13 protein-coding genes are annotated in these 20,991 nt (G+C 46.5%); 2 read left to right on the forward strand and 11 right to left on the reverse strand.

All coding sequences use genetic code 11. The features are described from left to right. Positions 1–156: 156 nt before the first annotated feature. From N7386_RS07805 to N7386_RS07840, 8 genes are all read right to left on the reverse strand, one after another. On the reverse strand, positions 157–861 hold the full coding sequence (locus N7386_RS07805) for a DUF3379 domain-containing protein (protein WP_126512906.1): 705 nt from the start codon (positions 859–861) through the stop codon (positions 157–159). Next, positions 854–1,417 (reverse strand): sigma-70 family RNA polymerase sigma factor, encoded by a 564-nt coding sequence (locus N7386_RS07810; protein WP_088212196.1) that lies wholly within the window; start codon positions 1,415–1,417, stop codon positions 854–856. The genes N7386_RS07805 and N7386_RS07810 overlap by 8 nt, the downstream gene beginning before the upstream one ends. Positions 1,418–1,509: 92 nt before the next feature. Beyond that, on the reverse strand, positions 1,510–3,171 hold the full coding sequence (locus tag N7386_RS07815; protein ID WP_126512907.1) for a BatD family protein: 1,662 nt from the start codon (positions 3,169–3,171) through the stop codon (positions 1,510–1,512). Continuing rightward, positions 3,165–5,228, reverse strand: coding sequence for a VWA domain-containing protein (locus N7386_RS07820; RefSeq protein ID WP_126512908.1), 2,064 nt, complete (start codon positions 5,226–5,228; stop codon positions 3,165–3,167). Before N7386_RS07820 ends, N7386_RS07815 begins: the two co-directional genes overlap by 7 nt. Then, positions 5,228–6,244 (reverse strand): VWA domain-containing protein, encoded by a 1,017-nt coding sequence (locus N7386_RS07825; RefSeq protein ID WP_126512909.1) that lies wholly within the window; start codon positions 6,242–6,244, stop codon positions 5,228–5,230. Before N7386_RS07825 ends, N7386_RS07820 begins: the two co-directional genes overlap by 1 nt. Further along, on the reverse strand, positions 6,238–6,831 hold the full coding sequence (locus N7386_RS07830; RefSeq protein WP_126512910.1) for a DUF4381 domain-containing protein: 594 nt from the start codon (positions 6,829–6,831) through the stop codon (positions 6,238–6,240). Before N7386_RS07830 ends, N7386_RS07825 begins: the two co-directional genes overlap by 7 nt. 51 nt (positions 6,832–6,882) lie before the next feature. Continuing rightward, complete coding sequence (locus N7386_RS07835; protein ID WP_126512911.1) at positions 6,883–7,851, reverse strand: DUF58 domain-containing protein; 969 nt, start codon at positions 7,849–7,851, stop codon at positions 6,883–6,885. A 73-nt stretch (positions 7,852–7,924) separates the two neighbouring features. Further along, on the reverse strand, positions 7,925–8,881 hold the full coding sequence (locus N7386_RS07840; RefSeq protein ID WP_011622189.1) for a MoxR family ATPase: 957 nt from the start codon (positions 8,879–8,881) through the stop codon (positions 7,925–7,927). Positions 8,882–9,150: 269 nt separating this feature from the next. On the opposite strand from N7386_RS07840, the gene fadI reads away from it, so the two are divergent. Next, positions 9,151–10,461 carry an acetyl-CoA C-acyltransferase FadI gene (fadI, locus tag N7386_RS07845; RefSeq protein WP_126512912.1) on the forward strand — a complete coding sequence of 437 codons (1,311 nt, stop codon included), beginning with the start codon at positions 9,151–9,153 and terminating at the stop codon, positions 10,459–10,461. A gap of 5 nt (positions 10,462–10,466) precedes the next feature. Further along, positions 10,467–12,596, forward strand: a complete 2,130-nt coding sequence (gene fadJ, locus N7386_RS07850) for a fatty acid oxidation complex subunit alpha FadJ (RefSeq protein WP_126512913.1) — start codon at positions 10,467–10,469, stop codon at positions 12,594–12,596. 751 nt (positions 12,597–13,347) lie between these two features. On the opposite strand, the gene N7386_RS07855 is transcribed toward fadJ, so the two are convergent. The 3 genes from N7386_RS07855 to N7386_RS07865 form a co-directional block, all read right to left on the reverse strand. Next, on the reverse strand, positions 13,348–13,629 hold the full coding sequence (locus N7386_RS07855) for a hypothetical protein (protein WP_279767849.1): 282 nt from the start codon (positions 13,627–13,629) through the stop codon (positions 13,348–13,350). Positions 13,630–13,693: 64 nt separating this feature from the next. Beyond that, positions 13,694–17,917 carry an EAL domain-containing protein gene (locus N7386_RS07860; protein ID WP_126512916.1) on the reverse strand — a complete coding sequence of 1,408 codons (4,224 nt, stop codon included), beginning with the start codon at positions 17,915–17,917 and terminating at the stop codon, positions 13,694–13,696. Between the two features lie 284 nt (positions 17,918–18,201). Beyond that, positions 18,202–20,991 (reverse strand): insulinase family protein, encoded by a 2,790-nt coding sequence (locus tag N7386_RS07865; RefSeq protein WP_126512917.1) that lies wholly within the window; start codon positions 20,989–20,991, stop codon positions 18,202–18,204.

Raw genomic sequence — 20,991 nt, forward strand, 5'->3', positions numbered from 1 at the left:
TGTCTTTATCCCATCTTGTTATTATTCAAAGTGGCAAGCATGCTACCAGATGTTTGAGCAAGAACCCATTAGTAGATAAAGATGTGATCGAAATCCGACCTCCGAGCATGAGAAAAGATCGGAGGTCGATAACAGAAAGGGTTTACTATTAATAGCTTAGATAAAGGTGTTCTTGATTTCGTCTTTTACAAAGCTAAGGTCTGTCTGATCTTCACCCACAAGCAAAATGTATGCATCACCGGCCTCAAAGCCCATGCCCTGATATTTACCATCGGCAAAGGTGTTATCCAGCACCATGCGTTTTTCGATGGGCACAATAAACAGAGTCACTTTACCTTTTTCAGCTTGCAGTACTAAGTGCAGACTCTTAACCCCTTGAAAATCACAGTAAGAGGTGTAGTAGACCTTACCTGGTTGCTCAGTAAATTTAGCGTTTCCTAGATTATTCATCGAGGCTAATTGCGCATTTACTTGGCTAAAGTTGACATTTTGGTCCACCTGCAAGGCTACGCCTTCATGGTAAACATGGGCTAAGGCATGCTCGGCTAAATCCACTGGGCCTAAGCGCAATAAACTGAAACTGATCCCCACAATAAAGGCAATCGACGCGGCCATGGCGACTAAAAAGCCCGTTTGACGGCGCTGTTTATGGTGCTGCTGCAATTGTTGGCGCAGAATAAGTTTGTCGGCCAAGTCCTCTGGCACATCCACTTTTAACGCATGAGTGATTTTGGCATCGAGGCCCTTAAGCTCTGCGACGAACGCCTGATATTCGGCATTCTCTTGCATTTGCGCAACAAACTCGGGATCTTGATTATGAGGATCTTCATAAGCTTGGCGCCTAAATTTAAGCTCATCCATTGGATTGACCTCTCACATCGGTTTTCTCAAGTAGTTCTTTCAATTGGTTCCTCGCCCGAAATAAGCGCGTCATGACAGTGTTGCGGTTTAAGTCCAAGAGCTGGGCAATTTCATCACCGCTAAAGCCACCGATTAACTGCAGCAATAGGGGCTCCCGATATTCAATATCCAGCTTAGCGATTTGTCGCCTTAACCAGTACTGCTCGGTTTGCTCTTCCGTGCTGGAGGCAATGTGATCTTCTAAGCTGTCTTGTTCGACATCGGCGTAATCAAATTGTTTGCGCTCGAATCGACGGGCATTTTCGCGCCTCAGAATCGTGATCAGCCAAGCCTTCGCCGCTTTATCATCCTGTAGGGAATCTAAAGAGCGCCATGCCCGCAAGAAGGTTTCTTGGGTGATGTCCTCTGCCACCTGCTTATCGCCGCATAACCAAAAGGCATAGCGGAAGATATCGGCGTGCAGCGCCTTGACTAGGCTGTTGTATCGTCGTTGTTTGCTCAGCATGTCAGAAGAGACCGCAGGCTCGACGGATTTCTTTCGCCAGTTAGCAAACATTTTTTCGATATTTTCTTTTTATTTTACGATTCAAAAGATTACACCTAACTTATTCGATTAAGCCGTGCGTCGTATTGATTGAACCGTCGAGTTTAACCATTAGGATTCAACGGGCGTAATGGCGTGGATTGCTGCGCCATGGGGTGTAACTTGCCGCTTTTCACCGCGCTTAACAATGCTTTTACTGCGCTTGCCAGTTGGGCGTCGCTATTGGCTTTACCGCCGTAGGCTAAGGCTTGCAACTGACGAATCGCTTCAGCTAGCTCGCTCGACTGCGCGGCAATTTTATCGAGTGTCATAGGGCGAGCGGCCTGCTCACTACAGTATTGTTGTAATTGCTGCAAAATATCACTGACATTACCTTTAGCGCAGGCTTGCTCTAAACCCCTAATACCTGTGCTAAGAACGAGCGGTTGCGCTGTGACTGGTGTATTGACCGTTGCTTGGCGCTTCAGCGCACGTCGCCAAGCGACAAAAGTGACGGCCCAAGCAACTAATGTCACCAGCCACAGCAGGGCGAACAGATTCGCGCTCCAATGGCTTTCACTGCTCTCGCTGGTATTTGCCTGCCAGTTGGGTTCGATGGGCGTATCGACCACGGCGCCACCTTTTACTTGAATGGTACGGGCGGGCAGGGTTGCTATTTCTTGGCGTTTAAGATGTGGATTCCACCAAGGCACTTTCACTTCGGGTAAGGTAAAAGTGCCCGCCTTACTGGGGACGATGGCCGAGGTAATGCTGTACTGTGACACTATCTGCGCGTCGCGCACAAAGCTCTGGCGCTGAGGTTTTTCGGGATAGGATTTGAGCTCAGGCGGTAGGTTTTGGGCGATATCTGGCAGGCTATTCTCATCGGCATTGGAGGCCAATAAGGTGAGCGTGCGGGTGATGGGGCTACCGACGGTAAACTCTTTTACATCCTCAGGAAAACTTTCTTTTAAGGCCACTAAATCGGCCACAAGCCATTGGCCTTGGAAGCTCGTTGGCGCAGGTTCGACTTGAATGCTTAAGGAGGGCGCGCCAGCCTGCATTGGCCGGCTCTCGTTAAAGCCAAACATGCCGCCACGGCGTTGGGATTCCACTAATACATCGCCAGAAAAGGTCGCGCCTTTGATGTTCACTTGGCCGGGTAAGTCGGGAATGATGCCATAGGTGCGCTCAATCACGCGATAACGACGGCCTTCGATGATCTCTGAGCCGTCTTTGTCTTCGCCGATTTGTTTAATCTGCGCGCCTTCGATAACGGGGGCATTGAGCACGCCGCGTTGCAGTTCGACCGCAAGATAAAGCTTTACTTTATAAGTGATAAGCTGGCCGACGTAGGCCTCATCGGTCGAGACTTTGGCATCGATAAACAGATTCTTGGCTTGCTCTGGTTGTGCGCCCGCTTCGACGACCCTGAGGGGAATTTCGGCGGAGCTGACGCCATCAATGCTAAAGGATGGAATGGTCAGTTGGCCCTTTTGCTTTGGGGCAAGCAGCACTTGCCAGCGGGTCTCTTTGACCGCATCGAAGTTCATTATCTGGGTGCTGCGACTCACGCTGGTGCGACCCACGATAAAATCCTTGAGCAGGATGGAAGTATCGAGTTTACCCGTGTCGACCTCATCGTCGGCACTGACATTGAGCACAAAGTACTCTCCCTCCATCACCGGATTGCGATCGACCGACGCCTCGAGTTTGCTCAGGGCAAAGGCGGGTTGAATGACCGCGATGCAAAGCGTGAGGAGGATAAAAAATTGTCTGATCACCACTGTTCGTTATCCCTTGATATTTGGCCATTTTGACGGCGTTTTTGATATTCGAGTTGCATCTTATTACGCAGCAACACCTGTGGGTCTTCACTCACGCCCCGCAGTGCTCGCTGCATCTCCGCGGGCAAAGGCTCGCTGTTACTCGGCGGCGCTTCAACAGACTCAATTGCGGTATCTGGTTTTTTATCCGCCTGTGACTGTTTCTCTTTATCCGCTTTTTGCGCTACGGCCTGTTGCAGTTCTTGCTCGGCGTTGGACTTATCATCCTCGACCTTTGCCTGCATTTTTGCCTCGTTGCTGGCTGGATCTTCTTTATCTTCAGCATTGTTATCGGCGCCGTTTTGCTGATTAGCTTGTTGCTCGGCCTGCTGTTGTTCTTGCTGTGCATCTTGCTGATCTTGCTTGGCGTTTTCATCACTCGCTTGCTGTTTATCCTGTGCGCCTTGCTCAGGTTCATTTTGCTCTGATGAGGCGTTTTGCTCCTGCGATGGTTTTTCGCCCGCTTGATCAGAATTATTTTGCTGTTGGGACTGCTGCTCTTGAGACTGCTGTTGAGCTTGATCGTTTTGCGAGGATTGTTGGTCTCCCTGCTGTTGGTTTTGCCCCTGCTGCTGATCGTTCTGGTTCTGTCCCTGTTGGTTTTGATCGCCCTGAGACTGCTTATCTTGATTGTCAGCATTTTGCTGCGACTGCTGCTGGTTCAGCAATCTCTCAGCTAACTCAAGGTTGGCTTTGGCCTGTGGGAACTCGGGCTGCTTGTCGAGTGCGGCCTGATAACGCTCCTTGGCTTTGTCGGGTTTACCGAGTTGCATCAGTGCGTTGCCTTGGTTGTAAAGGCCATTGGCTGAGTTATCTTGCTCAAAGCTTTTTAGTGCCTGTTCGTACTCGCCGGCCTTGTACTGCGCCGCGCCTTGCCATTGGGGCGTTTCGAATTTTTGTGCGGCATTAGCGTAATCCTCGGCTTGATAGGCTTGCATCGCCTGTTGCTCTTGGGTGTGCCAGAGCGAGTCCCATGCGCTGGCATGGGCGCTTTGCGGCGCAGCACCGAGCAATAGACCGGCCAATCCCATCAGCAGCCAGTTGGCGAGCATGCCTTGCCTAAAGCTCAGCAGGGCAGGGATGAGTAAGAGTAAGGCGAGGTAAGGGCCGAGATCCTGCCAGGTTTCCCCATCGAGATCCGTGGCTTTGGCATCGCCACTGTCACTCAACCAATGTTGCAACTGTGCTAAATCCTGACCATCGGCACGATTGGGGATCATGATGCCATTATGGTTATCGGCTAATTTTTGCAGTAAGCCAAAGTCGGTTTTGGCGACAACGACTTCATTGCTGCTGTCGCGCTGTAATTGGCCATCGGGTAAGCGGATAGGCGCGCCTTGAGGGCTACCAAATCCCATGATCGCGAGCCGATATTGGCTACCGGCTAAGGCCGAGTTAGCCTCATCGAATTGCCTCGGGGTGATGCCATCTGTCATCACAATAATATCGCCCCGTAGATGCCCGCCCTGTGCCAGTAGATTTTTAGCTTGGATTAGTGCGGCCGCTAGGTTTGAGCCCAACACAGGCATAATGTCAGGGCTTAAGGTGGGCAATAAATTAAGCAGCGTGCCCGTGTCTCGGGTGAGCGGGCTTATGGTAAAGGCATCGCCGGCGAAGGCGATAAGGCCGGTTTCGCCTTCTTTTAAGCCGCGGAGCAAATCTGTCGCCCGAAACTTGGTTTGGGTTAAACGGTTTGGTGCCAGATCGGTGGCAAACATGGAGACAGACATATCCATCACCAACACTCGGCCTTGCTCGGCGGCAAAAACCGGCAAGGTTTGCTTATTGAGGGCGGGGCCAGCTAAGGCCAAGGTGGCAATTACCCAAGTGAAAGCCAAGATATGCAGTGGTCGACGGGATTTTTGTGTGCCCTCTGTGACCAATATTTTGGCCAAATGCGGCGCAATATAGCGGTTCCAAGCGCTGTTATTCTGGTGTTGGCGCCATAGCGCCCACAGGATGATGGCGAGTGGCAACAGGGCGAGTAACCATTCTGGACGAATAAAATGCAGGCTCATTAACGAACATCCCCCCGTGGTGTTGCGGATGGAACAGGGTTTTTAGTCCGCGAAAACAGCGCTAATTGGCCTAAGGCTATCCAAATGCTGGTGAGCAGCGCGAGTGCGAGCGGCCAATAGAATAGCTCCGCTTGAGGACGATAGCTCAGTTGATCGCGACTCACTGGCTCCAGTTTGTCAATTTCTTGATAAATCTGTTCCAGCTCTTGGCTGTTACGGGCGCGGAAATAGCGGCCATGGGTAACATCGGCAATATGCTTGAGCTGGTTTTCATCGAGATCCATCGACGGATTGACGCGCTCACGCCCAAACAGGGTACGTCTTTCCATGACATCGGCCCCCACGCCCACGGTATAAATCGTCACTTTGCGATTAGCGGCGATTTGGGCCGCTTGCTCAGGATCGATATTACCGGCATTGTTTGAACCGTCAGTCAATAAAATCAAGACTCTGTTACTCTCATCCATTTTGTCGAAGCGCTTAACCGCGAGCGCAATCGACTCGCCAATCGCCGTTTGTTTACCGACAAGGCCAATCTGCGCCTCCTTTAAAAACTGGGCGACAGAGCGTCTATCTTGAGTCAGTGGTGCCTGTAGATAGGCGTGATCGGCAAATAGAATCAAACCGATACGATCGCCTTTGCGACGTTCAATAAACTCACTGACCACGTGTTGGATCAGGGTAAAACGGTCGACGACTTTGCCGTTAATCACCATATCTTCAATCTGCATACTGCCGGATAAGTCCACCGCCAGCATCAGATCCCGCCCTTGGCTTGGCAGTTCAATCGGATCGCCAAGCCATTGCGGGCGGGTGATAGCAAGCACTAACAAGCTCCACATCAACCAATAGCGCTTGCGGCTTTGGCGGCTGTGGCTAGTGATATTGGCCTTGCCCGTTTGGCTAATGCCGGGCAATTGCAGGCGGCCACCTTCGGCTTGCACCGTTTGGCGACGCCAAAAAATAAAAGGTAAAGGCAGTAAAATCAATGCCAAAGGCCATGCGACTGTTAACATTGCTCCTCCGCAGGCTTTGCTGGAGCCGGTGTTAATACTGCCGACGAAGATGAGGACTGGCTCGATAAAGTGTGCATTATCGGTGCGCTTAATTTGGCTTTTGAGGCAAACCAACTGCGGGCGAGGGCCTGTAACTCAATGGCCTCTTCGGCGCTCAGTGGTTTAGCCTGGTGGCGTTTATCCAATAATGGCCCAATGCGGCCGCGCTGCTTTGCGGGCAAATGGCTATCTAACCAAGTTGCCCACGCGGGGCCATCGAGTTTCGCTATCACTTCCCTTGGCAAATAACTTAAGGCGGTGCGCTTTAATAGCTGATTCACCTCAGAGGGATACTGGGCCGAATGAGGATCAAGTGCTGCAAATAAACCTTGGGCGGCTTTTTTAGGCGCTAAGTAGGCGGCACGTTTTTTGAGCCAAAGAATTGCAGCAATCAATAAAACCAACAGGATAGCGAGTGCTAACCAATAACCTATGGCCCATGGCCAAGCCCCAATCGGGTCGGGGAGAATAATATCTTGTAAATCCGCCAAAGCAGGATTTGGCGTGGCAGCCTTATCCAAGGCTGGATTTAGAGTTTGTGGGTTCACGCTTTGGACTCACTTATGCTGTCTACTATTACTCACTTATTTGCCGTGCTGTTATTGCAGTAAGGCTAGCTGCTGCGCGAGGGGTAAACCCGCGTCGATAAATTGGGTACGCACCTTCAGCTTTTGCATCATGGCGATAAAGTCATTTTGCTGCTGTTGTTGCTGCCCAAGCCATGCTTGATAACTGTCGCGAGTCAGCACTAAATCTTGGTCCCCTTCGCGAACTGGCAAACTAAACTGCTTGGGTAAGTTGAGGTTGCCCTGCCTGAGAGGGTCTGTCACCAGATAAGCGCCAATATCACAATGGCGTTTAAGTTCTGTCAGCGGCGCGATACATTGCGGCGTAAAATGGCTGCCATCTGTGATGATCCAAATCAATGAGCCCGGTTTCGCGATCCGCTGCAAGCGCTGGCAGGCGCGCAGGATATGGTCTGGATCCCGTGGATGACTGCCGAGCTGATTGAGTTGTTGCTCATGCACTCGGCGCAGGCCTGAAATGAGCTGTAAAATCCCTTGGCGGCGACTGCGGGGTTTTAACTCTAGATGCTCCGACTCGCAGGCGATTAAGGCGCCGAGTCTGTCACCGTGATTGATGGCATTCCAACCTAGCGTGGTCGCTAAATGCCCCGCTTGTACCGACTGCAGCAGCAAACTCGAGCCAAAATACAGGCTCTGGCTTAAATCGAGCAGCAGCAGAATAGGGCGCTCGCGCTCCTCGATAAATAACTTAGTGTGGGTTTGCCCCGTGCGGGCGGTAACGCGCCAATCTATGGTGCGTACATCGTCCCCCTGTTGATAATGGCGCACTTCGGCAAATTCCATCCCGCGGCCTTTGATTAAACTGCTGCGATGCCCAGCCATATTGGCACGTGCCCGGCTGTGACGCTCAGGAATAGCCCGTGCAATCGTCTGGCAGGCTAGCAGTTCTTTCTCGGTTAAATGCAGCCCGTCGGCAAATAATGGCAAGCCATGTGGATTGCCATCACCGTGTAGGGATGCGTTTAGCGCACTGTTATTCATTCAAAGCTACTCATACAAAGCGATTCAGTTACCTAGGATTTATCAGCCCGCGTATCCAGTCTATGCCCTGAGATTAAGGGACGGCGACCTGAGTCAAAATATGGTTGATCACTTGGTCGCGGCTGACACCCTCGGCCTGCGCTTGATAACTCAGCAGCAGTCTGTGTCTTAACACATTGGGGGCAACGGCTTGAATGTCTTCGGGAGAGACAAAATCGCGCTCGTGTAACCAGGCTCTGGCACGGGCGCAGCGCTCCAGCGAAATCGTCGCACGCGGACTCACACCGTACTCTAACCATTTTGCCAGCTCGTCGCTGTAACGGGCGGGTTGGCGGGTCGCCATAATGATTTCGACTATGTATTTCTCAAGCGGCTCGGCGAGATAGATTTCCATCGCTTCATCTCGGGCGGCAAAAATATCGGCCTGTGCAATGGGCTCCGCAGTCGGCAGCTCATGGGTGAGTGCTTCTTGGCGGGATTGGCGCAGGATCTCGATTTCAGTGTCACCGCTTGGATAATCTAAATTCAGGTGCATTAAAAAGCGGTCGAGCTGGGCTTCGGGCAGTGGATAAGTGCCTTCGTTTTCTAAGGGGTTTTGTGTCGCCATCACGAGGAAGAGTGGCGGCAACTTATAACTGTTTTTACCCACGGTTACTTGACCTTCGGCCATGGCCTCTAATAACGCCGACTGCACCTTAGCTGGGGCGCGGTTGATTTCATCGGCGAGGATCAGGTTGTGGAAAATTGGGCCCGCTTCAAATTCAAAGGTACCAGTTTGTGAGCGATAGATATCCGTACCCGTAAGGTCTGCTGGCAGTAGGTCTGGGGTAAATTGGATCCGGTGGAAATCCCCTTCCACACCATCGCAGAGGGCTTTAACTGCACGGGTTTTAGCAAGACCTGGTGGGCCTTCTACTAATAAATGGCCATTGGCAATGAGGGCAATGAGCAGGTTTTCGGTCAAAACTGGCTGCCCTAAAACAACCTTATTTAGGTAAGTGCGTAATGCGTGGAAGCGACTCAAAGGCATGATGCTACTCGTTTTTTAGGTTGAAAATATCGATTGAAAATACGTGTGTGGGCTATAGACAACGAATATGGTAAAGAATTCCCTAAGGGTTTGGCTAGTGTTAAAAAAACAAACAGGTGTTTAAAACTTGCTGACAAGAAGTTAGAATCAGATCACACTTTAATGGTCAGACCTGTTATTAGGCTTTTTAGGCCACAGCAGGGCAAACATGGAAATCGATAGCGCCGCCTGAAATCTCTCAGCGATAGCGCACATAAAGAGGGTGACAAATGAGTGATAGACAACAGGTAACTAACGCAAAGGGTGAGCGTATCGCCATTGTGGCGGGCTTAAGAACGCCATTTGCGAAACAGGCGACCGCATTCCACGGTGTATCGGCGCTCGATATGGGCAAAATGGTGGTTAACGAGCTGCTGGCCCGTAGCGAACTGGATCCTAAGTTGATTGAGCAATTAGTGTACGGTCAGGTGGTACAAATGCCTGCGGCACCGAACATTGCCCGTGAAATCGTGTTAGGAACGGGCATGGATGTGTCAACCGATGCCTACAGCGTGACCCGTGCCTGTGCGACCAGTTTCCAATCTGCGGTGAATGTGGCCGAGTCAATCATGACCGGCAATATCGAGATTGGTATTGCCGGCGGCGCCGACTCCTCATCGGTATTGCCTATTGGGGTATCTAAAAAACTTGCCCATGCCTTAGTCGATCTGAATAAAGCCCGCAGCTTTGGCCAAAAGTTACAAATTTTCCGCCGTTTAGGCATTAAAGATTTACTGCCTGTGCCGCCTGCCGTTGCTGAGTATTCTACCGGATTGTCTATGGGACAAACCGCAGAGCAAATGGCCAAGACCTATAATATCAGCCGCGCCGACCAAGATGCATTGGCGCACCGCTCCCACACGCTGGCGAGTGAAACTTGGGCTTCAGGTCACCTACGTGACGAAGTGATGGTGGCCCATGTTCCCCCTTACAAACAGTTTATCGAGCGCGATAATAACATTCGTGAAAACTCCGATTTAAGCTCTTACGCTAAACTGCGTCCCGCTTTCGATAAAAAGCATGGCAGCGTGACGGCCGCTAACAGTACGCCGCTAACCGATGGCGCCTCGGCGATCATTTTGATGAGCGAAGGCCGTGCTAAAGCCTTGGGTTATCAACCTATTGGTTACATTAAGAGCTACGCATTTACCGCGATTGATGTCTGGCAAGACATGCTGATGGGGCCATCCTATGCAACGCCATTGGCATTAAAGCGCGCCGGCATGGAATTAGAAGATTTAACCCTCATCGAAATGCATGAAGCTTTTGCGGCGCAAACCTTAGCCAATATGCAGATGTTTGCCTCAAAGAAATTTGCCGAAGAAAAATTAGGGCGTAATCGTGCCATTGGTGAAATCGATATGAACAAATTTAACGTGCTCGGTGGTTCTTTAGCTTACGGCCATCCATTTGCGGCCACAGGTACACGTTTAATCACTCAGGTTTGCCGTGAGCTTAAACGTCGTGGCGGCGGAACGGGTCTGGCAACGGCCTGTGCTGCGGGTGGTCTTGGTGCTGCAATGATTGTGGAAGTGGAGTAATGGCGATGGAAAAGACATTTTATTTAACCCGCCGTGAAGACGGTATCGCCATTCTAACGATGGACGTACCCGGCGAAACCATGAATACCCTCAAGGCAGAATTTGGCCCTGAGATCAGTGAGATCCTGTCTGAGATTAAACGCGATAGCAGTATCCGTGGCCTAGTGCTGATTTCGGGTAAAAAAGACTCCTTCGTAGCTGGTGCGGATATCTCTATGCTCGATGCTTGCCAAACGGCGGGCGATGCTAAGGCCCTATCCCAGCAAGGGCATGTGGTGTTTAACGAGTTAGAAGCCTTGAATATCCCTGTGGTTGCCGCGATACATGGCGCCTGTTTAGGGGGCGGTTTAGAGCTTGCGCTCGCCTGTCATCAACGTGTGTGTAGTGATGATGGCAAGACCATGCTGGGCGTCCCCGAAGTGCAACTCGGTTTATTACCCGGTGGCGGCGGTACTCAGCGTTTACCTCGTTTAGTGGGGATCACTACTGCACTGGATATGATGTTGACGGGTAAACAAATTCGTCCTAAACAAGCGTTAAAGATGGGCTTAGTCAACGACGTAGTACCACAGACGATTTTACTGCAAACCGCGGTGGAAATGGCGCTTGCGGGTAAGCGCACTGCGAAACCAGTTAAAAAATCGCTGGTCAATCAATTACTCGAAGGCACAGGATTCGGTCGTAACATTATTTTCGATCAAGCCGCCAAGCAAGTCGCTAAGAAAACCCAAGGTAACTATCCTGCGCCGGCAAAAATTATTGATTGCGTGCGCCAAGGTATGGCTAAGGGAATGCAGAAAGGGCTTGAGGTGGAAGCCAGCCATTTTGCAGAGCTGGTGGTGTCGAAAGAATCTGAGGCGCTGCGCAGTATTTTCTTTGCCACCACAGAGATGAAGAAAGAAACTGGCGCCGAAGGGGCGACACCACGTAAAGTCAAAAAAGCCGTGATCTTAGGTGGCGGTTTGATGGGCGGTGGTATTGCTTCGGTCACGACGACTAAGGCTAAAATTCCTGCACGGGTAAAAGACATTAACGAAAAGGGCTTAAGCAATGCGCTTTCCTACGCCTATAAGTTATTGGATAAAGGCGTTAAACGTCGTCATATGACGCCAGCCGTTCGCGACAATTTAATGGCACTGATGACAACGACGACTGAGTATAAAGGCGTTAAGGACGCTGATATTGTTGTTGAAGCCGTATTTGAGGATTTAGCGCTTAAACATCAGATGGTTAAAGATATTGAGCGTGAATGCGGTGAGCACACGATTTTTGCATCTAACACCTCATCTTTACCCATTGGTCAAATTGCACAAGCAGCGAGCCGTCCTGAAAATGTGATTGGCTTACATTATTTCTCACCCGTAGAAAAAATGCCGCTGGTGGAAGTGATTGCCCATGCGAAAACGTCTCCAGAGACGATTGCCACCACAGTGGCCTTTGCCCGCAAACAGGGTAAAACACCAATCGTGGTACAAGACGGTGCCGGTTTTTATGTTAACCGTATCCTCGCGCTTTATATGAACGAAGCTGCCCAATTGCTGCTGGAAGGGCAGAGTATTGAGCACTTAGACAAAGCCTTAGTGAAGTTCGGTTTCCCCGTTGGCCCTATCACTCTGCTCGATGAAGTGGGTATCGATGTGGGTGCTAAAATCGCTCCAATCCTGGAAAAAGAACTGGGTGAGCGCTTTAAAGCCCCAGCAGCCTTCGATAAGTTACTGAGCGATGATAGAAAAGGCCGTAAAAATGGCAAAGGTTTCTATCAATATGCAGCTGGCAATAAAGCGTCCAGCAAGAAGAAAGCCGTGGATGAAAGCGTGTATGGCGTATTAGGTATCAAACCGGGTATCGATAAAGAAATGAGCTCGGTAGCGGAACGTTGTGTCGTGCAAATGCTCAATGAAGCAGTACGTTGTTTAGATGACGGCATTATTGCTTCAGCGCGTGATGGTGATATTGGCGCTATCTTCGGTATTGGTTTCCCACCATTCTTGGGTGGCCCATTCCACTATATCGATACTCTAGGGGCCGATAATTTAGTGAGCATACTGGTACGTTATCAGGCTCAATACGGCGACCGATTTGAGCCATGTCCACGTCTTAAGGCGATGGCGGCAGAAAAGACTCGTTTCTTCTAGGTACATAAATAGGTGTTGGTTAAAAAAGCGGCAATTCGATGCCGCTTTTTTATTGCCTCTTGGCTAAGTTTTGCCTAAAAAATGTTCACATTTGTCAGATGGATCTTGTATTATGGCGTGCCTATTTACGGCAGTTGTGCCGTGACGCCGTGTATCTAGATGTTGATTAGTGCAGATAAGTAGTCTTGCTTAGAGTTTATTTGTATTGAGAACTGCTATTTTTTGATTTGCACTATCGTGAGTTAGCCGATAAAGAGGTTGCTGTGGGATTCATGTTTTATATCGTTGTCGCCTTGTCTGTGAGTTGTTCCTGGTGTTTTGGTGTTGCGGCTTTTAGAGCAGGACTATCGGTAAGCTATTGGGCTGTAATGGGATTTATACTTGGTCCCTTAGCGTTTCCACTGTTTTCTTCCCATAAACGTATTGCGTTAAGCAGAATGCGCCAGACTTCTGACGTTAGACTAACCGCTTAATGTATATGGTTTTTCGTAAATGCGGCCAATAAAAAAGGAGCATTAGCTCCTTTTTATTGGCCTAGGCCGCGCGCTAGCAAAATGGCTCTAGGCTCTGTAAACGGCATATTTCCGCTTAAAGTGGAATTAATTCCACCAACCTTTGGCTGGGATCACTTCTAGGTGGTTTAAGCCTTCTGGTAATTTCACTTTTTTACGAACAGGCTTTGCGAAACCAAGTGCTTTTTTGAGTGAGTTAATCATGATTAGCTCCTTGTCTCTAAAATTTATTAAACCGATTAAGCCAAAGTTGTTTCTGAGAAGCGCACGTTTGGCGCTGCCGCGAGTTCAACAGGTTTGAAGCGCACGTTTGGCGCTGCCGCGAGTTCAACAGGTTTGAAGCGCACGTTTGGTGCTGCTGCGAGTTCAACAGGTTTGAAGCGCACATTTGGTGCTGCCGCTGTTTCGAGAGAAACAGCGTTAATGGCGATGCTTAGGGTAGATAGTAATACAGCAGCAGTTAGAATTCCTTTCATCATTTTATCTCTCAGGGTAGTTGATAATGTTTTATTTTTTGACACTGAACACCTCATTGCAGATGTTGTGCCAATGTTTCAAACTACCGATTGAGAGATAATGTAATGATCAGATAATGTTGTGGTGGGGCATGAATTTACTCCGATCATCTTGTAGCAACTGAGTAAATTCGGTTTCATTTATCGCTTTGCTAAAGATATAACCTTGTATTTCCTCGCAATTAAGGGCTCGTAGGATATTTAACTGCGCAGCCTGTTCAACACCTTCACCGACAACCGACAGACCCATATTGTGAGCGATGGTAATGATCGAATCGACCATCTTCAAATCTCGGTCTGATTTATCAATATCGTCGACAAAGGCTTTATCGATTTTAAGCGTATGAATTGGGAATCGTTTTAAGTAAGACAATGAGGAATAACCCGTACCGAAATCATCTAACGCTAGACTAACCCCCATCTTCGCTAGTTGCTGCATAACGGTTATGGCCATTTCTGGCTGTTTAATAACCGTCCCCTCGGTGATTTCAAGTTCCAAGTGGGAGGCTGGTAATTGTGTCAAGCGTAAAATAGATTCTATTCTTTGTTGTAGGTCGGGTAGGGCAAACTGACGTGACGATAAATTGACGGCGACTCTTCCTTTAAATAGCCCTTGTTCACGCCATTTCTGCGCAGCAAAACAGGCTTTCCTCAGCACAATTTCACCGATTTCGATAATGAGACCATTTTCTTCTGCAAGAGGAATAAAATCATTTGGTGGGACTAATCCACGCGTGGGATGATTTAAACGGACTAAGGCCTCCATTCCCGCGACGTGACCACTTTTAAGATCAACTTTGGGTTGATAATACACCTCAAATAAATCTTCTTTTAATCCTTCACGAATTAGGTTTTCAATTTCTAATTGTTTAATCGCATGTTGGTTAAGGGATTCTGAGTAGAATTGGTAACAATTACCGCCGGCAGATTTAGCATGATACATGGCAATATCCGCTTTTCTCAGTAGTGCTTGCTCACTCTGTTCATCTTCAGGGTAGAAAACAATACCAATACTCACGCCCAAAACCAGCTGCTCATGGCCGATTTCAAACATGGTTTTAAAGGCTTCAATGACACGTCCTGCAATCGCGGCACAGGCACTAATGTCAGATGTTTTATCGAGTACAATCGCAAACTCATCGCCACCTAGGCGATAGATGCTGGTGTTTTTAGGAACAACAGACTTAATTCTGACGGACACGAGTTTGAGTAACTGATCGCCAATTTGGTGGCCTAAGGAGTCATTGATACGCTTAAAATTGTCGAGATCGAGTACCATTAAGGCATGGGTAATTTCTTTATTAACTAAGTTTCCTAAGGTGACTTGCAAGTTTGAGCGATTGGGCAGCCCCGTTAATAGGTCATTGTTGGTGAGTTTACGAAGCTCTTCTTCTTGTTGTTTACGTCTTGATATATCAGAAAATACCCCAACGTAATGCGATAATTCACCTAATTCATCGTAAATGGCGTCAATTGTGAGTTCCATATGGAAATGGCTTTTGTCACCACGGCTAGCTTCAACTTCGCTGGCCCAACGACCTTGTTGTTTTAACATGGTACGAATTTGATTAGTAAAGGACTCCGGATACAAATCGAAGGTAAGCAGATTACCAATAAAATCAGTTCGATTACGCTGAGAAATTCTACAGCACGCTTCGTTCACCTCAACAAATCGATATTCACTGTCGAGAATAAACATACCTTCGGAAATATTTTCAATGGCTTTTTCGAACAGTTTTAATTGTTCTTCCTTTTGCTTGAACTGACTGATGTTTTTAATTGTCCCCGTCATCCGTAGTGCATTGTCTTTATCGTCTCTTTCTACGATTTTCGCTCGGTCTAGGATCCAGATCCAACTATCATCTTTGCCTTTAACTCTATATGCCGCTTCAAAATGGTCGGTTTCACCGTAGAAGTGTTTATTGAGTGCTTCTCTTACACGTTCTTGATCCATGGGGTGAATATTACTTTCTTCATCACTGTTGCCTGAACGGTGACCATCCCTCGGAAATTCCAATGCCCCCCAAATATTCGAACGGAAAATATTGCCAGTCTCAATATCCCAGTCCCACATTTCATCGCCACTTCCCCATAAAGAAAGCTTTAGACGTTCTTCACTTAATGCAATTTGGCGTTGTGTTTCTCGTTTTCTTAATATGGATTTAATAATAGAAAAAGTAATAAGTATTGATAAAATAAAATAAGATATTTTTGCATAAATCGATGTCCACCAAGGCGGAGATACATTAATTTTGATAGACTTTGTTGGACCTTTTTCTTTTGTTACGGGATTTTCAGCATATACATTAAAAATATAGTTCCCCGGTGATAAGTTAGTGTAAGTTGCTGAGTTTATTTCTTTTGCAGTGATCCAAGTCTCTGATAGACCGTCAAGATTATAAAAATATTCAATTTTCTTGTGGCTCGATTTTGGAGAGTTGAACTTGAGTGTGAATGGATAGTCAGAATACTTTAAATTCACAACATTTGAACTAGAAATGCTCTTTTCTAAAAAATTGCTTTCATAGTCTACAACTTTGTTGAAAACAAGTAATTCACTTATGTTTGTTTCAATTTTTTCTTTTGCTATATGATTTCTTGTATTTTCAACGTCAATTAAACTAACTCCAGAGATTCCTCCGAATAAATACATGCCATTAAAGTAAAGGCCGCTTTGAGTATTGTATTCATTCTGACTTCCATATTCGGATGGGAGCCTAAGAAATTTGTTTCCATTTTTTATGACTATCTCGTTCAGTGATGATGCTGCCAAATTACCTTTTTTGTCAGTAGCAATCGAGTAAAAAGGTTTGTTTGTATAATAAATTTCAAGTTGAGAAGGATCATCTTTGCTCATGGAAATGATAGATGTTCTTGTGCCAAAAACATAAGTTTCTTCTGTTTCGGCTACGCAATAAACAAAGTCTTTATCATACAATAATGTTTCATTTCCAAATTGGTCTAGTTGAATCAAACCACCTTGCGTTGCAAGTAATATATAACCATTATTAGTTTCTAACAGTCCAAATAGAGGGTGCCTGTTTTTTAAGTTTACAGTTTTTTCTATTCTTTTTGTGCTTAAATTTATTATATGTACTTTGAAGTTATCTGTGCCGACAATTAAAGTGTTTTCATTTTTTTTATAAAGTGAAACTATATTGTCATTTGTTATTTTGTTATTCTTTTCTTTTAAAAAGAAAAGTCCAGATTGTCCACCTACAATTAAATCGCCTTCGAATGAGGAAATATATTTTGGTCCGTTAATCGATGTATTTATTATACGTTGTAATGACAGGTCTGGATTGTAAATACCTATTTCACTATTGTCGCCAGATATTGCTATTGATTTGTCAAGTATCGAAATTGACCACACGTTATCTCTTGGGTTGACAAGTGATTGAACAAGGTTGCTACTATTTCTTATTAAGATGAAACCCATGTTTAAAGAGGGTATTATAATATAGTTTTTTGTGCTGTATGCTTGTGTTGGCTCAGTTATTCCTTTATCAAGTAAATATCCTTGTAGTATTGAATCTAGATTTTTTGGCTCTATTTTTAATACTTTTTCATTTCTTATAGTAAAAAAATTCTCTTTGATTTTTTTTGATACAGCATATTCATCTTCAATTGTTTCATATTCGCCATTTAGGTTTAATATAAATATTTTGGTTGATGAGAAATCGATGTCTAATGATTTTTTCTTAAGTATTTTGCTGGTTTTGTTTTTGTTAAAATGAATGACTTTTCCATCATGGTTTCTTATTATATATCCATCTAATGTTTTAATTGCTTTTTTTACAAAGCTAAACTCATCATTGGAATAGATATTTTTTATTTTAAAATCTTCCTTATTGATCTCTATTAATTTATCTTTAGTACCTACAGTGTAAACCACGCCATTATCATTTATTGACCAAATTGCTTCATTAATGTCTGGATATTTTTCAAAGGTCTCTAAGTCCGAGTTGTATATGTTCAGACCATTATCAGTACCGACAAATAATGTCCCATTATCGAATAGCAAACTTTGAATAAATGAGCTGGATAAACCAGAGCGGTCATTTGTAAAAAAGTGCTTAAACTCTTCTCCGTCGAATCTATTTAGCCCATTTAATGTTCCGATCCATATGTAGCCATCGGTGTCTTCTACTACAGATGTGATGGTACTTTGTGACAAGCCTTCGGGAACGCCATAGGATTCAGTTTTCAGTGCAATAGGAAGTTCTTGTGCTTGCACACAAGAGAAAAATGCAAGCGCAAGCAAGAGGAGAATTTGTAAGAGTACTTTTGGCATAGTGTTGTTCTTAGTATTGTCCGAGGATGCCATGAAACAATTGTGTTACATCACTTTTCCAGAAATACTTGCTTTTGTCAAAAGTGAGAATGTAAAAAATCCTTTTGATTGCAGATAGATGGCGTTGGATTTTGCATCCTTTTTCATCTCTCAAGAGGATTGACCGCGTTTTGCATCAAATTTTTATACAAAGACAAGAGATACGACTAGGCAAAACCCATAACACAGCGCTTTTGTTTGTTTAGTTCAAACTCTCAATTCATGATCTAATTTGAGACTGCAGCCTAAAAATTGAACTTTTCAGTGTCTTGTTTAAAGAGTTTAAGATCGGTAATCATATTCTCTGATTTGAGCGCTGACTGGGCCGCATGGGCAGAACCTGTGCTAAAAAGCACCAATCTATCGCTATGCTTAGTGCGCATTTTTCGCATCATAAACTTAATAAGATCTGGGCGAGTGAGTTTGTTGATTTCTGCGACCACTAATTCACGCTGATTAAACTGATAATCACGGTTGCCCACGCTCACCCAATAACGCTGACCACGGGTTTTTAGGTTAGCATCATGCTCCATCACTTGGTTGATGAGTCCCTGTTTGGTGCTTTCCCATTCTTCATTGGTTATTTGCATTACCGCATAATTAAAGTCCGCGATAAATTCATCGATTGCCTCTAATAAATGCAGCGGTCCCGTTGTCGGGGATTGAATATAGAAAATGAGTCCCGGATGGCGATTGAGTGGCAGATAACCTGTGCCGACCATGTAGCCCAATTGTTTTTCGGTACGTAACTCATGGAAGAAGGTCGAAGACATAGTGTGGTTGAGTAAGCTAAACAGCGCCATTTTCTCAGGTGTTGCAATAGCTGATTGATAATAAACAATAATCGCACTGTCTTGATGGTCTATCGCCAATTCCCGAAGGAGAGTGCCTTGCCCAGTTAAGTTGATTAATTCACGGGTCGACTCTGCGCTTGGACTAGAGACGAGGGACAAGATATGCTCCAGTCGTTTTCCTAAGGCTTGCGCCTCTGACACAAGCCAATCGCCGTAAATCAGCCCTTCAAGGTAAATCTTCTCGTAAAAGGCGCGTACATGGTTATGCAGATCATTTAAGGTGATATTTTCCAGCATCTGCGCCATGCGAGCAGGCTCGTAGCTGCGTTTTTGCAGTGTGGCAGTCAAGCTCGTGAATAGTTGCGAAATCGGTTTGGCTTGCGCTAGGTTTTGCCAGCTACGCAGCAGCTGAGATTTAATTAACGCAAACCGTTCTTCGGTGAAATTACGTTCTCTCGCCTTTTGGATCAGCAGGGCTAACAGCGTTTCTTGATTACCCGTAAAACCAGATAGATGCAGTGTGATCCCACCCTGATGAGGGTAAATGTTATAACTAAGTCCAGCGACTTCCGCTTGGTAAGTGGGCTCAGTCAAATAATCGAGCAGCATCTCAACGTATAAGCGGGTGAGGGCAGCATGTTTTGGGGTTTTACTCGCTTGCTCCGAATCGAGCGATAGATACATATGGCCTTTCGGGACATTAAACTCATCGTCTTTTTTATGCCAAATCCGGTATCCAGTTGATTCAGCGACAATCACTGGCACGGCGACTTCACTTTTATCGGGGCGGGCAATGGAGTCGGCCACGATAAAGGGATTGGCTGCGGGCAATTGCAACTCAGGGCGAATTTGTGTCACTTGCCAACGGGCAAGGGATTCGGGTTTTATCGGTAAGACTTGATATGGTGTATGGTACCAATTGGCTTTGCGGTCGGTCTTAACGGACTGTGCTATGAGTTGCAAGCGCATATTTTGCGGCGTCATTAAGCTCAATAGCTCAAGGGTTTCGCTAATATCTAAGCCATCCATGCGATAGTCACCAAAGACTAAGTCTTCCACTTCGTAGTGGTGCATGTTGATGCTTAAGTGGCTGGCTAAATCGAGGGATTTCACTTGCTCCTGATAGCGAAATGCCATCTTGAGCAGATTCGCTCTTTCTAGATAGCGCCAATCCTCAAGGCCTTGGGTTTTTATCAGCTCGATATACTCAAAGCAGCTGCACACGATATCGTCAATATTGGCCACGCCTTTGTCGGTCAGTTGCAGACCTATGCTGTAGTCCTTGAAGTTATAGCCATTGACTCCGCCGCCTGCGGAGAGATTATTCACTAACCCCTGTTCTTTAAGATACGACAGTAGGCTGCCCTTACTCTCATTACCTAGAATATGGCTAATGTAGGTCAGCGGCTTGCGTTTGTAGTAGTGGTCGATGCCAGGGAAGTTAAAACTGATACTTAAACGCTTTTGTTCCTTTAAAGGGACAATATTGATTTGCTTAAGCAGCTCATTTTCAGAAAACAGCGGCACATCAGGATACTGTTTGACTAAGTTTAAGTTGCGGACTGCACTGAAATATTCGACCGCAAGCGCTTGAAGATCATCTAACGGCATCGGGGCGACTAAACAGAGCGTCATTAAATTGGCACTGTAATGGCTTTGATAAAACGCCAATAGCTCGCTTCTGACCTGCGCCTGTTCTCCGCCAAGGGTGACTAAATTGCCGACGGAAAATTTCGAAAACGGATGCTGTTGATTGACGGTTTCTTTAAGCACTTGATAGGTGCGGCGGATATCGTCCTTCAGCTTTAAACTAAATTCAGATTCAATCGCTTGGCGCTCCCTATCGACCAGGTCGAGGTCAAACTTGGGGGCGATAAAGAATTGGCTAAATCTGTCTAGGGAGTCGGCAAAAACGTCGGCGTTGATGGTAAAAAAGAAATTGGTGTGCTCTGTGCCGGTCCACGCATTATTACTGCCGCCATGCTGATTGATAAAGGCATGATATTCGCCGGAGTCGGGGAATTTTTCAGTGCCTAAAAAGAGCATATGCTCTAAAAAATGTGCCATACCGGGTCTATCCACAGGATCATCAAAATGTCCTACGGCCACCGCCATGGAAGCGGCGGCTTGGCTGGCGTCCAAATCTTCGACCAATAATACCCTGAGAGCATTATCTAACACGAGATAACGGTACTGACGATGATCGTTTGGACTTTTGTAAATAGACTGAGAGGCTTGCAA

Source organism: Shewanella sp. GD04112 (assembly GCF_029835735.1).
In the GTDB taxonomy this organism is placed as follows: domain Bacteria; phylum Pseudomonadota; class Gammaproteobacteria; order Enterobacterales; family Shewanellaceae; genus Shewanella.